Annotated in this window: 13 protein-coding genes and 1 pseudogene; 4 read left to right on the plus strand and 10 right to left on the minus strand. The window is 63.2% G+C overall.

Features of this window, described 5'->3' with window-relative positions; genetic code table 11:
• Positions 1-192 (minus strand): acyl-CoA dehydrogenase family protein (locus EOA85_RS13115; RefSeq protein WP_206523294.1); only part of this gene is annotated, 192 nt, incomplete at its 3' end.
• A gap of 151 nt (positions 193-343) precedes the next feature.
• On the opposite strand from EOA85_RS13115, the gene EOA85_RS13120 reads away from it, so the two are divergent.
• Positions 344-958 carry a dimethylsulfonioproprionate lyase family protein gene (locus tag EOA85_RS13120; protein ID WP_127209704.1) on the plus strand — a complete coding sequence of 205 codons (615 nt, stop codon included), beginning with the start codon at positions 344-346 and terminating at the stop codon, positions 956-958.
• Complete coding sequence (locus EOA85_RS13125; RefSeq protein ID WP_127209705.1) at positions 958-2427, plus strand: cobyric acid synthase; 1470 nt, start codon at positions 958-960, stop codon at positions 2425-2427. The genes EOA85_RS13120 and EOA85_RS13125 overlap by 1 nt, the downstream gene beginning before the upstream one ends.
• Here EOA85_RS13125 and EOA85_RS13130 read toward each other — a convergent pair.
• From EOA85_RS13130 to EOA85_RS13145, 4 genes and pseudogenes are all read right to left on the minus strand, one after another.
• Positions 2424-2846, minus strand: a complete 423-nt coding sequence (locus EOA85_RS13130) for a VOC family protein (protein ID WP_127209706.1) — start codon at positions 2844-2846, stop codon at positions 2424-2426. The two genes, EOA85_RS13125 and EOA85_RS13130, sit on opposite strands and share 4 nt — an antisense overlap.
• A gap of 117 nt (positions 2847-2963) precedes the next feature.
• The gene (locus EOA85_RS13135; protein ID WP_127209707.1) at positions 2964-3797 is read right to left on the minus strand and encodes an AraC family transcriptional regulator; all 834 of its coding nucleotides are present in this window, start codon (positions 3795-3797) and stop codon (positions 2964-2966) included.
• Positions 3798-3896: 99 nt separating this feature from the next.
• Positions 3897-4067 carry a hypothetical protein gene (locus EOA85_RS13140; protein ID WP_084831397.1) on the minus strand — a complete coding sequence of 57 codons (171 nt, stop codon included), beginning with the start codon at positions 4065-4067 and terminating at the stop codon, positions 3897-3899.
• A gap of 52 nt (positions 4068-4119) precedes the next feature.
• Positions 4120-4894, minus strand: a pseudogene (locus EOA85_RS13145) (TSUP family transporter).
• Positions 4895-5099: 205 nt separating this feature from the next.
• Here EOA85_RS13145 and EOA85_RS13150 point away from each other — a divergent pair.
• The gene (locus EOA85_RS13150) at positions 5100-5531 is read left to right on the plus strand and encodes a TerB family tellurite resistance protein (RefSeq protein ID WP_095521954.1); all 432 of its coding nucleotides are present in this window, start codon (positions 5100-5102) and stop codon (positions 5529-5531) included.
• 22 nt (positions 5532-5553) lie between these two features.
• Here the strand turns inward: EOA85_RS13150 and EOA85_RS13155 are convergent, their stop codons facing one another.
• The 5 genes from EOA85_RS13155 to EOA85_RS13175 all read right to left on the minus strand — a co-directional run bounded on the left by EOA85_RS13155 (position 5554) and on the right by EOA85_RS13175 (position 11946).
• Entirely contained in the window at positions 5554-7197 is a 1644-nt protein-coding gene (locus EOA85_RS13155) for a dipeptide ABC transporter ATP-binding protein (RefSeq protein WP_127209708.1), read from the minus strand.
• Positions 7194-8063 carry an ABC transporter permease gene (locus tag EOA85_RS13160; protein ID WP_127209709.1) on the minus strand — a complete coding sequence of 290 codons (870 nt, stop codon included), beginning with the start codon at positions 8061-8063 and terminating at the stop codon, positions 7194-7196. The genes EOA85_RS13155 and EOA85_RS13160 overlap by 4 nt, the downstream gene beginning before the upstream one ends.
• Positions 8060-9007 carry an ABC transporter permease gene (locus tag EOA85_RS13165; protein WP_127209710.1) on the minus strand — a complete coding sequence of 316 codons (948 nt, stop codon included), beginning with the start codon at positions 9005-9007 and terminating at the stop codon, positions 8060-8062. Before EOA85_RS13165 ends, EOA85_RS13160 begins: the two co-directional genes overlap by 4 nt.
• A gap of 23 nt (positions 9008-9030) precedes the next feature.
• Complete coding sequence (locus tag EOA85_RS13170; protein WP_127209711.1) at positions 9031-10512, minus strand: ABC transporter substrate-binding protein; 1482 nt, start codon at positions 10510-10512, stop codon at positions 9031-9033.
• Between the two features lie 120 nt (positions 10513-10632).
• The gene (locus tag EOA85_RS13175) at positions 10633-11946 is read right to left on the minus strand and encodes an acetylornithine deacetylase/succinyl-diaminopimelate desuccinylase family protein (RefSeq protein ID WP_127209712.1); all 1314 of its coding nucleotides are present in this window, start codon (positions 11944-11946) and stop codon (positions 10633-10635) included.
• Positions 11947-12173: 227 nt separating this feature from the next.
• On the opposite strand from EOA85_RS13175, the gene EOA85_RS13180 reads away from it, so the two are divergent.
• The gene (locus tag EOA85_RS13180; RefSeq protein WP_029351843.1) at positions 12174-12602 is read left to right on the plus strand and encodes a L,D-transpeptidase; all 429 of its coding nucleotides are present in this window, start codon (positions 12174-12176) and stop codon (positions 12600-12602) included.
• Positions 12603-12780: the final 178 nt, after the last annotated feature.

The raw sequence follows: 12780 nt of genomic DNA on the forward strand, positions 1-12780 counted from the left end.
GATATAGATGCCGCCGAGACCGAGCGGGCCTGTCTCGCGGATCACGTCTGCCGGAAAATGCTTGTTGCGGTCCCAGTCGAGCGCGTTCGGCGCGACGCGGTCGGCGGCGAAGGCCTCGGCCATCTCTTGGATGGCGCGCTGGTCCTCGTTGAGTTCGAACTGGCTGGTGCCCGCATCGACAGCGGCGTCCATGGCGTGCTCCCTGAATGTTGTCGGCCGGCTGGCCTGTCGTTTTTGGCTTTGCGCGCGGTTCAATCTAGACCAATGATGCCGCCGCGCAAGCTGACCGTCTGCATCCAACCATCTGGGAGCGCCGTGCGCGAATGCGTGTGTGGAGCGAGGCGTGACGACAGATTTCGATGAACTGCTCGAGTGTTTCCATGCCTATCTCGAAAGGTTCGATGATACGCTGGTGCGCGATGCCGTGGCCCGGATCGGCTGGGCCATGCCGGCGCGTCGGCTCGAGCCGCATCCGCTCGCCTGCCTGCGCCAGCTCGACCGTATCGCCGAGCTCGCTCCGGCAAACGCCAAGCCGCTGGCGCGGCTGCTTGCGGAGCGTCGCGGCGAACTGCGCTGGGGGCAGACCTACAGCGAGGCGGATTTCGGCAAGGGTTTCATCGACAATTACGGCTGGCTGGAGGTATTCGGCACGCGCGGCCATTTCGTCAACGACGAGGTCGCGGCCGGGCTGCTGATCCTTGGACCTGATGTCGTCTATCCCGACCATCATCATGTCGCCGAGGAGATCTACATTCCGTTGACCGGCGGCACCGAATGGCGCATGGGCGAAGGTGGTTTTCGCACGCGCGAGGCGGGTGAGGTGATCCACCACGCCTCTGATGTCAGCCACGCCATGCGCACCGGCAAGGAGCCGCTACTGGCGCTCTACATCTGGCGTGGCGGGCCGCTGGCGGCAAAATCCACGATCACCGGAACGACGGTACAGGGCAAGGACTGATGGCCAAGGCGATCATGCTGCAAGGCACGGGCTCCGATGTCGGCAAAACAGTGCTGGTCGCGGGCCTCTGCCGCGCCGCCAGGAAACGCGGGCTGCAGGTGCGGCCGTTCAAACCGCAGAACATGTCGAACAACGCCGCCGTTGCCGATATTCCGGGCGAAAAACTCGGCGGTGAGATCGGCCGCGCCCAATGGCTGCAGGCGATCGCCTGTGGCGTTGCGCCCTCCATCCACATGAACCCGGTGCTGCTTAAGCCGCAGACCGATATCGGTGCGCAGGTAGTGGTGCAGGGCAAGGTGTCAGGGGAGGCGAGGGCACGCGACTACCAGGCGCTGAAGGGCAGGCTGATGGATGCCGTGCTGGACTCCTGGGCAAAGGTCGGCGACGGCGCCGATCTGGTCATCGTCGAGGGCGCCGGCTCGCCGGCCGAGATCAATCTCAGGAACCGAGACATTGCCAATATGGGCTTTGCGACGCGCGCCAATGTGCCGGTGATTCTGGTCGGCGACATCGATCGCGGCGGCGTGATCGCCTCGGTCGCCGGCACGCATCTGATCCTGCCGGAAGAGGACCGGCGCATGATCGTCGGCTATCTCATCAACAAGTTCCGCGGCGATGTCTCGCTGTTCGATGACGGCATCAAGGCGATCGAGACATTCACCGGCTGGCGCTGCTTCGGGGTCGTGCCGTGGCTGAAGGCGGCGGCGCGGTTGCCATCTGAAGATTCCGTGGTACTCGAACGCCTGGCGTCCGGCGAGAAACGCGCGCTGAAGGTCGCCGTGCCGATGCTTTCGCGCATCGCCAATTTCGACGACCTCGACCCGCTCAAGGCCGAACCGCAGGTCGAGGTGGTATTCGTGCCGCCTGGTCAGCACCTCCCCGAAGATGCCGGGCTGGTGATCATTCCCGGCTCGAAGTCGACGATCGGCGATCTCCTAAGATTCCGCGAGAACGGCTGGGACCGCGACCTTGCCGCCCACCGCAAGCGCGGCGGCCACGTCGTCGGCATTTGCGGCGGGTTCCAGATGCTCGGCCACGTCGTGCGCGATCCCGACGGCATCGAGGGCAGCGTGACCGAGACCACAGGGCTTGGCCTGCTCGACGTTGAAACGGTGATGGAGCCGGAAAAGACCGTGCGCAATGTCAGCGCGCGCTCGGTGCAGTTCGACCTGCCGCTCGAGGGCTATGAAATCCATCTCGGCCGCACCACCGGTCCGGATACGCTGCGGCCGTCCGCCGTTATCAACGGCGTCGATGACGGCGCCATCTCCGCCGACGGCAAGGTATCGGGCACCTATCTGCACGGGCTGTTTTCCGCCGACGCTTTTCGGGCGAAATTCCTGGAAAACCTTGGCGTGAAAGGCGGCGGCGTCGACTATCGCGCCGAGGTCGAACGGGCGCTGGACGAGGTCGCAGCCGAGTTGGAAACTCACCTCGACTGCGACGCCATCTTTGGCCTGGCGCGTTAGCTGGCGGGTTCGGTGGCCTTGGGCCAATAGGTGCCAAACGACCAGACATTGCCTTCCGGATCGCGGCAGATGAATTCGCGGCTGCCGTAATCGCGGTCCGTCAGTTCTTCCAGTATTTCGGCGCCAGCCTTTTTGGCTCTGGCATAAGCAGCATCGGCATCGTCGACGGCAACATAGATCGATCTGCCGCCACCCGGGCCCGGTGCACCGATCATCTGGCCAAACTTGTCGTCGCGTGCAGTGCCCAGCATGATCATCGAGGAGCCAAAAGTCAGTTCGGCGTGATGGACAATGTCGCCTTCGCCGTAGCGGGCATGAACGGCAAAGCCGAAGGCTTCGCCCAGCCAGTCGATCATGTTGACTGCATTGCGGTAGCGCAACGTGGGATAGAGCCTGGGCCGTTCGACATTTATTGTCATGGCGATCTCCTTCAATTGGATTGTCGATAACCCAGTCTGGGCGAAGGCTGTTCGCACGTCTTGAAGAAATGTTACCACGCGCGCGCCCGTTGGGCGTCGCAAGAGGCGTTCCAGGACCTATGCCTGGGCGGCAAGCGTCGTCGGCGTTTCGCCGGCAAGGTCGCGGAATTCGCGAACAAGATGCGCCTGGTCGGCATAGCCGCAATCGGCGGCGATATCAGCCCAATCGGATTTGTCCTGCCTTGACAGCCCGAGCGCCCGATTGAAGCGGACGATGCGCGACAGCGTCTTAGGGCCGACGCCGATCGCGTTGGAGAATTTTCCTGCGAGATGCTTGCGGCTCCAGCCCAGCCTGTCGGCGAGCGATGAGACGCGAATGCGGCCGCCCGAGACGATGATCCGGTCATAGGCCCAGGCGATTTCGGCCTGCGTTTCCCGGGCTTTGTCCAGCCGTGCTGCGACGAACGTCTCGACGATGGCAAAGCGTGCGCTCCAACCGTGCGCATTGCCAAGTCTTTCCCGCAGCGCGATGCCTTCAAGTCCGAGCACATCGTCGAGGCCGACCATGCGGTCGGTGAGTTCGCTCATCGCAAGGCCGAAGAAGCGGCGGGCGCCGAGCGGGGTGAAATTGACCTGGACGCAGCAGGCGCCACCGAAGGATTCGATCACCACCGGACCGGCAAAAAGGCCGGCGGCGAAACTGGCGAAGCGGTCGTTGTCGCCCGGATCCTTGCCGAGTCCGATGGCGAAGGGTTCGGCAAAGCTGATGACCAGCGGCACGGTCAGCGATGCATATTCGACGTTGCGGAAACGGCCCGATGCCGTTTCGCGATAGCCGCAGATGTCGGTGACCGCGCCCCGGAGGCAAGGGCCGGACGTACGCCGCACCATCTCGAACCGGTCGAGGCCGGGATTTTCATGTCGGCTGCCGTCTTCGCTCTCGGCGAGCATGAGCGTTCCTTCCGCCCAAGGAGTCTAACAGAGCAGCCCTCAAAATCAAAAGCGCCCGGCTTGTGGCCGGGCGCTTCGAGTTGCCTGAGATTTGAATACTTAAGCGCCGCGAACCAAGCAGCCGCCAGCAAGCACAATATAAGCGATGAGGACGATCCACACCGCGGCCAAGGGAATGAACGCAAAAACGCCGAGAGCGGCGAGAAGGCCGATGATGGCGATAACAAGGGATATGATGAAAACAAGCTGCGTAGGCGCACTGAGATTCATGCGTGGCTCCTCCGACATGATTCGTACAACCGCATAGTATCAGGCGCGCCGTTCACACACCAATCAGCGTGCGCAGCGGGTTCGCCGGATCGGCCAGCAGCTTGATAGCCAGCGCCAGACAGACCATCACCAGCAGCGGCTTGATCAGTTTTGCGCCATTGCGGATGGCGAGGCTGGCGCCGACGCGGGCGCCGAGGAACTGGGCGACACCCATCATCAGGCCGATCTTCCAGTAGACGACCCCGGCAGCAGCGAAGACGATGAAGCCGCCGATGTTGGAGGCGAAGTTGAGCAGCTTGGTGTGCGCCGTCGCCTTGAGCACGCCGTAGCCGGCTAGGGTGACGAAGGCCAGCATGTAGAAGGAACCGGCCCCCGGCCCGAACAGGCCGTCATAGAAGCCGACAATCGGCACCAGGATCAGCCCGAACAGGAACGGCGACAGGCGCCGGGCGCGGTCGACGTCACCCATGTTTGGCTTCAGGGCGAAGTAAAGGGCGATGCCGATCAGCAGGACCGGCAGAAGCGCGCGCAACAGGTCGCCCGGCACGAATGTCGCCAGCAAGGCGCCGAGAGCACTGCCGGCAAGCGCCAACAGGGCCGAAGGCAATTGCCGGCGCAAATCGACATGGCCCTTCGCGGCGTAGTGGATGGTCGCCGAGCCTGAGCCGAACATGCCCTGCAGTTTGTTGGTTCCCAGCGCCTCGACCGGCGAGCAGCAGTGCTGGAATGGTGATCAAGCCGCCGCCGCCGGCAATCGAATCGACGAAGCCGGCAGCGAAGGCGGCGGCGCCGAGAATGACGACGGTCTGGGTGAAAAAATCGAACATCGGGTGGTTGCGGGAGGGGTTCCGGCCAGCGGGAAAATATGGCGCGTTCGAACCACAGGCGACCCGTTTGCGCAAGACCGATTCCGCGCTACCTATGCCAAGCGCGCGGCGACGCGCTTGGCTCTTTTGTTTATGCATGTGGTTATCTCAAAACCGCTGCGTACTTTTGAGCGACATGCATTTGACGAATCGGAAAGGGACGCTGATGGCATTCGCATTGCTTGACCAGATACGCTCGATCTTCGATGGCGACCCCGGCGTGCGCAAGGTTGCGGACGATCCTGTGCTGTCGGCGGAACTGCTGATGCTGTTTCGCATGATCCTGGCCGACGGCACGGTCAGCGAGAGCGAAATGGCCGCCTTCAGGCGCATCTGCCGGGAAGCCTTCGGCATTCCGGAAGCCAGCATCGACAGCGTCATCGAATATCTCAACGAGATCGGCTACGAGACCAACAGCTCGCAAGCCATCGCGCAGTTCCGTGACCTCGACGTCGAGAGGCGCAGCCTGCTTGCCCGCCATATGGCCGAGATCGCCAAGGCCGATTCGCAACTTGCCGGGACCGAGATGCAGCTTTTGCGCCGCACGCTCGACTTGCTCGACATCAGCCCAGCCGATGTGGTGAAGGCCGAAGAGTAAGCCGTTCTGAACGGTCGGCGGCTCACCCCTGTTCCTGTAACCGCCGAGCAATCGCGCGGTGCAGGTCTGGGGCCGCAGCGACCAGCGCCTTGGCGGCTTCGGACTGCGGATGGTCGAGAACCTCGCTCGTCCTGCCGCGCTCGACGATCCTGCCGTCATACATGACCATCACCTGATCGGTGATGGCGCGAGCGACGGTCAGATCGTGAGTGATGAATAGATAGGCAACGCCGAGCTTCTGGTTGAGCTCGGCGAGCAGATCGAGAATCTGGGCACGGATCGAGACGTCGAGCGCCGAGACCGGCTCGTCGGCGACGACCAGTTTGGGGCGGGTGATGATGGCGCGGGCGATCGACAGGCGCTGGCGCTGGCCGCCTGAAAATTCGTGCGGATATTTGTCCATGTCGCGTGGGCTGAGACCGACCTCGTGTAGGACCTTTGCCACCATCTCGCGCCGCTCCGTATTCGTCGGCTTCTTCTCCAGGACATGCAGCGGCTCGGCGACCAGTTTTTCGACTTTCTGGCGCGGGTCGAAAGAGCCGTAAGGGTCCTGGAACACCACCTGCATGTCGCGGCGCGCCGGCTTGAGCTCCGCCTCGCTCTTGCCGGTGATGACCTCGCCGCGAAACCGGATCGTTCCCGATGTCGGCCCGTCCAGCGCCAGGATCATGCGGGCAAGCGTGGACTTACCGCAGCCGGAACGCCCGACCAGCGCCACCGACTGGCCGGGATCAATCGAGAACGAGACATCGTCGACGGCGCGGATCGGAGCCGCCCGCTTCAGCAGCGACGGGCGACGTCCCGGATAGTCCCGCGTCACGCTGTCTACCTGAACAAGAGGTTTGGCACCCTGGAGCAGGGGGGTGTCTTGGCCGATCTCATGTGTCCTGGCGCGCGCCGGCACATGCATCGAGGCCTGCGCCAGTTGTCGGGTGTAGGGATGGAGCTGTTCGGACAAGGTGCGCGCCGTGTCGCCGGCCTCCATCACTTCGCCGTGGCGCAGGATGGTGATGCGATCCGCCATCTCCGTCACCACCGCGAGGTCGTGCGAGATCAGGAGCAGGCCCATGCGATTTTCCGCGACCAGGTCGCGCAACAGGTCGAGGATCTGCGCCTGCAGCACGACGTCGAGCGCCGTCGTCGGCTCATCGGCGATCAGCAGCTTGGGTTTCAGCGCGCAGGCAATGGCGATGACGACGCGCTGGCGCTGGCCGCCGGAAAGCTCGTGCGGATAGCGCGATAGCGGGAATTTGGTTGTGGGCAGGCCGACCCGGTCGAGCATCTTTCGCGCGCGGTCCTCGGCGTCAGCGCGGCTGGCCTTCGTATGCCAGCGGATGCCTTCGGCGACTTGCTCGCCAATGGTCTTGACCGGGTTCAGCGCCGTCATCGGCTCCTGGAACACCATGCCGATGTCGTCGCCCCGCAGCGCGCACATCTGGTCTTCGCTGGCCGCCAGGATGTCGATGCCGTCGAAGACGACGCGCCCGGTGGCGCGCGCCGACCAGGGGAGAAGCCGCATCACCGTCAGCGCCGTGATCGATTTGCCCGAGCCGGATTCGCCGACCAGCCCCATCACCTCGCCGGGCGCGACGAAGAGCTCGACATCCCTGAGGATCGGCGTGTCGCCGATGCTCAGCGAAAGGTTCTCGATTTCGAGCAGGCTCATCGCTGACGCCGTGACCGGGGATCGAGGATGTCGGCAATACCGTCGCCGAGCAGGTTCAGGCCAAGCACGGTGACGACGATCGCCATGCCTGGAAAGATCGCCATCCAGGGCGCCGCCACCATGCGGGTCTGCGCATCGAACAGCATCCGGCCCCAACTCGGCATCGGTGGCTGTGTGCCGAGTCCGACATAGGAAAGCCCGGCTTCGGCCAGGATGCCGAGCGCGAACTGGATGGTGCCTTGCACCAGAAGCAAGGTGACGATGTTGGGCAACACATGTTCCAGTGTGATCAGTGTTTTGCCTTTGCCGGCGGCGCGCGCGGCGAGGATGAAGTCGCGCGGCCAGATAGCCAGCGCGCCGGCCCGGGCGACGCGGGCGAAGACCGGAATGTTGAAAATGCCGATGGCGATGATGGCGTTGAGCGCGCCCGGCCCGAAGATCGCGGTGATCATGATCGCCGACAGCAGGGCAGGGAAGGCGAAGACGAGATCGTTCAGCCGCATCACCGCTTCGTCGGCGATGCCGCCGCGCGCCGCAGCGAAGGCACCGAGCGGCACGCCGATGCCCATGCCGATGCCGACCGCCACCAGCGCCACGGCGATCGAATTGCGGGCGCCGACCATGATCATCGACAGGATGTCGCGGCCGAAATGGTCGGTGCCGAACCAGTGCGCCGGCGAGGGGGCCTGGGTCTTGTCGGCGATGATCAGCTTGGTGACGTCAAAAGGCGTCCAGAAGAACGAGACGATGGCGACCGCTGCCACCAGCGCGGTGATGACGAAGCCAGCGAGGAACGAGCGGTTGGTGAAGGCCTTGACGAGGATGTCGGCAAAATTTTCCTCTGGAATCTCGAAGCGCAGCGTCATTGGCGGCTTCTCAGGCGCGGATCGACGACCGCATAGGAGAGATCGACAAGCAGGTTGACCGCGATGACGGCGGCCACCAGCAGCATGACGACGCTTTCGACGACGATCAGGTCGCGCTGGGTGATCGCCTGGAACACCAGCCGGCCAAGGCCGGGCAGGTAAAAGACGTTCTCGATGATGATGGTGCCGGCGAGCAGGAAGGCGAACTGCAGGCCGAGAATGGTGAGCACCGGGATCATGGCGTTGCGCAGCGCGTGCCGCCACAGCACCGCGCGATAAGGCAGGCCCTTGGCGCGGGCGGTGCGGATATAGTCCTCGTTCAGCACTTCGATCAGTGCCGAGCGGGTGACGCGGGCGAGGATCGCCGCTTGCGGCAGAGCGAGCGCGATCGCCGGCAGGACCAGCGATTTCAGCGCCGGCCAGACGCCGGCGCTCCAACCCGGAAAACCGCCTGATGGCACCAGCCGCAGCCAGACGGCAAAGAGGTAGATCAGCATCAGCGCAAACCAGAAGTTCGGCACGGCGACGCCAAGCTGGGCGGCGCCCATCGCAATCGTGTCGCCGGCCCGTCCGTGCCTGCCGGCGGAAAACAGCCCGACCGGAATGGCAATGATGGTGGACAGCGCCAGCGCGATCAGCGCCAGCGGCAGCGAGACGACGACGCGCTCGCGGACCAGGTCGATGACCGGCACCGAATAGGTGTAGGAACGGCCGAAGTCGAGGCTCAGCAAGCCGCCGGCCCAGTGCAGATAGCGCAGAGCGAGGGGCGCGTTGAGGCCCATCTGGTTGCGCAGCAGCTCGACCTGGTCGGCGCTGGCGTTCATGCCAAGCATCAGCCGCGCCGGGTCACCGGGAATGATCTCCAGCACGGCGAAGACCACCATCGAGGCCAGAACCAGCGTGATGACGGCGATGGCAAGACGATTGAGAAGATAGGTGGTCATGGGAGGAGGACCGCTGCGCTGCCTCACTCCGTCCACTTCACCTTGGTCAGGTCGTTGGCCTGGATCGGGGCGTTTTCCCAAAAACCCTCGAGCTTGGCGTCCCAGACGCCGGCTTTCGGCAGTTCGTAGAGGAAGCCGACCACGGCATCGTCGGCCAGTATCTTCTGCGCCTCGCCGAGCAGCGTCATGCGCTTGGCCTCATCGGAGGTGAGGTTCAGATCGGCGATGATCTTGTCGAAGGTCGGGTTGTCGTAGTTGAAGTAGTAATCCTTGCGCGAATAGATATCGATGTCGTTGGGCTCGGTGTGGGAGACGATGGTCAGGTCGTAATCCTTCTTGGTGAAGACCTGGTCCAGCCACTGCGCCCATTCCACGGGCACGATCTGCAGATCGATGCCGACATCGCGAAGCTGCGACGCGATGATCTCGCCGCCAAGCCGCGCATAGGGGGGCGGCGGCAGTTTCAGCGTCGCCTTGAAGCCGTTCTCCAGACCGGCTTCCTTCAGCAGTTCCCTGGCCCTCTCGACATTGTGCGGATAGAGGCCGGTGAGGTCGACATAGGCCTTGTTGGCGGGCGACATGTGCGAGCCGATCGGCACGCCAAGGCCGGCCGAGGCGCCGTCGATGATCGCTTTGCGGTCGAGCGCAAACGAAATCGCCTGCCTGACCTGCAGTCTGTCGAAAGGCGGTTTCTTGTTGTTGATCGAGAGAATGGTTTCACCCTCGGTCGCGCCGATCACCACCTTGAAGCGCGGGTCGTCCTTGACCTGCGCGACACTGTCGGGATCGGGGAAGAAGGGAAAGGCCTGGACATCGCCGGAAAGCAGCGCCGGTATCGCGGCGGCGGCATCGGGAACGATGCGGAACTCCGCCTTGTCGAGGGACACCGGGGCGCCCCAGTAAGTATCAGACTTGATCAGCGTGATCGACGAGCCCTTGGCCCAGCTCTGGAACCTGAATGGGCCGGTGCCGACAGGCTTTTCCTTGTTGGTGTCGGCTGTCTCCGGCGCGACGATGACCGCGTCGCCCCAGCCCATATTGTAGAGGAAGGAACTTTGCGGGTTCTTCAGCGTGATCTTGACCGTCGCCGGATTGACGACCTCGATCGTATCGATGGCGGCGAACAGGCCCTTTTGTGCGTTGACGGAGTTGTCGGCGCGGGCGCGATCGAGCGAGAATTTCACGTCGTCGGCGTTGAAGTCGGTGCCGTCGTGAAACTTGACGCCGGTATGCAGCTTGAAGGTGTAGACCTTGCCGTCGTCGGAAATGGTCCAGCTTTCGGCGAGATCCGGCAGCACCTCGCCGTTCGGACCGATGCGGGTCAGCCCCTCGAACACATTGGCGTAAAGCACTTCGTCGATCGCCGCCGCAGCACCCGCAGTCGGGTCGAGATGCGGCGGTTCGAGCGTGATGCCGATGACCAGATCGGTCCGCACGGCGAACGCCGAGGTCCCAGTGGCCACCACCAGGCCCGCAGCGGTGAGAATGGTTTTCCACAATTTCATCGTGCAGCTCCCGATATGCTCAAAAAACCCGGTGGATAGAAGCGTGATTTCGCCAAGGAGTAAATTGCGTTTCGTGCTTTCCGGCAGCGCCGGCGGGAATGTTTTCCGTTAGCCGCCGGCTCAAGCGATCGAAGCTTTCCGTCGCAGCCGGGTTACCGTGCGCCGGCGGCCCCTGAGCAATATGTTCAGCCCGATCGCCATCACCTTGGCAGATTCGACCATGTCGGAGATCCCTACCCATTCGTCGGGCCTGTGGGCGAGGTCGAGAATGCCCGGGCCATAGGCGATGCAGTCGTAGATGTGGCCGATGCGGGCAATGTGCTTCTGGTCGTAGGTGCCGGGTGAAATCACGTAGTCGGGCTCGCGGTCGAATATCTCCATGATGCCCTGCGCCACCGCCTTGACCACCGGTGCATCGCGCTCGGTCATCAGCGGCAGCACCTCCATGAGATCGCGGATCTCGTAGTCGAATTTCTTGCGCTCGCGCTTCAGCCGGTCGAGGATATCAGTCACCTCGCTCTTGACCGTGCCGAGGTCCTCCTCCAGCAGAAAGCGGCGGTCTATGGTCAGCCGGCAGGAATCGGGCACGTTGGGCGAGGGCAGGCCGGGCCGGAAATCCTCGCTCTGGCCGCCGTGGATCGAGTTGATGTTCATGGTCGAGCGCTTTGCCCCATCGGGCACGACCGGCATGCGCGTCGTCTTGCGGTCGAGTGCCGGGAACAGCTCGTCCTCAAAAGCACTAAGCACGGCGCCCATATGGCGCACCGCGTTGTCGCCGAGGAACGGCATCGAGCCGTGGGCGATCTCGCCCTTGGTCTCGATCTCCGCCCACCAGACGCCGCGATGGCCAAGGCAGATGCGGTCCTTGTTCAACGGCTCGGGGATGATGACGTGGTCGACCTTCGGCTTGGAGAAATAGCCGAGCTTGGCCAGATGGGCGACGCCGCCGAAGCCGCCGGACTCCTCGTCGACCGTGCCCGATATTTCGATGGCGCCTGGAAAATCTGGGAAGACCTCCATGAAGGCCTCGGCGGCGACGATCGAGGAGGCCAAGCCGCCCTTCATGTCGCAGGCGCCGCGGCCATAGACCTTGCCATCCCTGACAATGCCGGCGAAGGGATCGAGGCTCCAGCCGTCGCCGGCTTCGACCACGTCGATATGCGAGTTGAAATGCACGCAGGCGCCGGGCGAGCGCCCATCGAAGCGGGCGACGACATTGACGCGCGGGTAGCGGTCGGTATCGCCGGGCGTGTCTTCGGCGCGGATGAATTCGACTTCGAAACCGCGTTTCCTCAGCCGCGCTCCGACGTATTCGGCGCATGGCCGATAGGCTTCGCCTGGCGGATTGATTGTCGGAAAGCGGATCAGATCCGCGGTCAGCGCGACCAGGTCGTCGACCCGATCATCGACCGCTTTCAGGAGCCGTTCGTTCATTTCGTTCATTCGACGAATTGAGCAGCCAACCGTGCGCTTTGGCAAGCCTGTTAGCGGACCGCGCCGCTGCTGCGTGTTGTTGCGGCAACTATCGCGGGATTCGTTCAAATTCGCTGCTTTGGATTGGCGAATTCGTCAAGGAGTATGTGGTTACCTCACTTGCCATTTAAAAAATCAAGAATAGCGTGAAGACAGGCAGGCAAGTGCAATCAAAGGGGTTTGATCGCATGAAAAAGACCGTTCTCATGGCAGCGTTACTGGTAACGATGCTGTTCGGTTCTTCGGTCGAGGGCTGGGCAGCCAAGCTGGTTGCAAGGATCGACGTGTCATCGCAGACGATGACTGTAAGATACGGTCAGGCGGTTTACCGATGGCGAGTATCGACGGCGCGCAAGGGGTATATCACGCCGCGCGGCAGCTACCGGCCGCAACGAACGGCACGGATGTGGTATTCGCGCAAATACGACATGTCGCCGATGCCTCATTCGGTGTTCTACCGCGGCGGCTATGCTATCCATGGTACGGGCGCGGTGAAGTCTCTCGGGCGCCCCGCGTCGCATGGCTGCGTGCGGCTGCACCCCGCCAATGCCGCCGCCTTCTATTCGATGGTGCGGCAAGCCGGCTTCCGCAACACGCGTATCGTCGTGACCAACTAACTTTAGGTGGTTGCAAGCTCGTGGTTCCTACAAGAAGTCAGAACGGGCGCTTCTTGTGAGGCAACGCCGGCTTTCCGCTCTGAACCAATTCGTCGGCGAAAGTGGGAGCACTATTTACGTGGGCAGGCTTTGGGCAGAATATACGGGGTGGGAGGAAGCATTCGGAATCCCTGAATAA

The sequence above is a fragment of the Mesorhizobium sp. M5C.F.Ca.IN.020.29.1.1 genome (assembly GCF_003997375.1).
Classification (GTDB): domain Bacteria; phylum Pseudomonadota; class Alphaproteobacteria; order Rhizobiales; family Rhizobiaceae; genus Mesorhizobium; species Mesorhizobium wenxiniae.

Coding starts and splice junctions, on each gene's coding strand:
- EOA85_RS13155 (WP_127209708.1), bottom strand. CDS start 7,197: ATGAGCCTGCTCGAAATCGAGAACCTTTCGCTGAGCATCGGCGACACG.
- EOA85_RS13150 (WP_095521954.1), top strand. CDS start 5,100: ATGGCATTCGCATTGCTTGACCAGATACGCTCGATCTTCGATGGCGAC.
- EOA85_RS13135 (WP_127209707.1), bottom strand. CDS start 3,797: ATGCTCGCCGAGAGCGAAGACGGCAGCCGACATGAAAATCCCGGCCTC.
- EOA85_RS13140 (WP_084831397.1), bottom strand. CDS start 4,067: ATGAATCTCAGTGCGCCTACGCAGCTTGTTTTCATCATATCCCTTGTT.
- EOA85_RS13180 (WP_029351843.1), top strand. CDS start 12,174: ATGAAAAAGACCGTTCTCATGGCAGCGTTACTGGTAACGATGCTGTTC.
- EOA85_RS13160 (WP_127209709.1), bottom strand. CDS start 8,063: ATGACGCTGCGCTTCGAGATTCCAGAGGAAAATTTTGCCGACATCCTC.
- EOA85_RS13130 (WP_127209706.1), bottom strand. CDS start 2,846: ATGACAATAAATGTCGAACGGCCCAGGCTCTATCCCACGTTGCGCTAC.
- EOA85_RS13165 (WP_127209710.1), bottom strand. CDS start 9,007: ATGACCACCTATCTTCTCAATCGTCTTGCCATCGCCGTCATCACGCTG.
- EOA85_RS13125 (WP_127209705.1), top strand. CDS start 958: ATGGCCAAGGCGATCATGCTGCAAGGCACGGGCTCCGATGTCGGCAAA.
- EOA85_RS13170 (WP_127209711.1), bottom strand. CDS start 10,512: ATGAAATTGTGGAAAACCATTCTCACCGCTGCGGGCCTGGTGGTGGCC.
- EOA85_RS13175 (WP_127209712.1), bottom strand. CDS start 11,946: ATGAACGAACGGCTCCTGAAAGCGGTCGATGATCGGGTCGACGACCTG.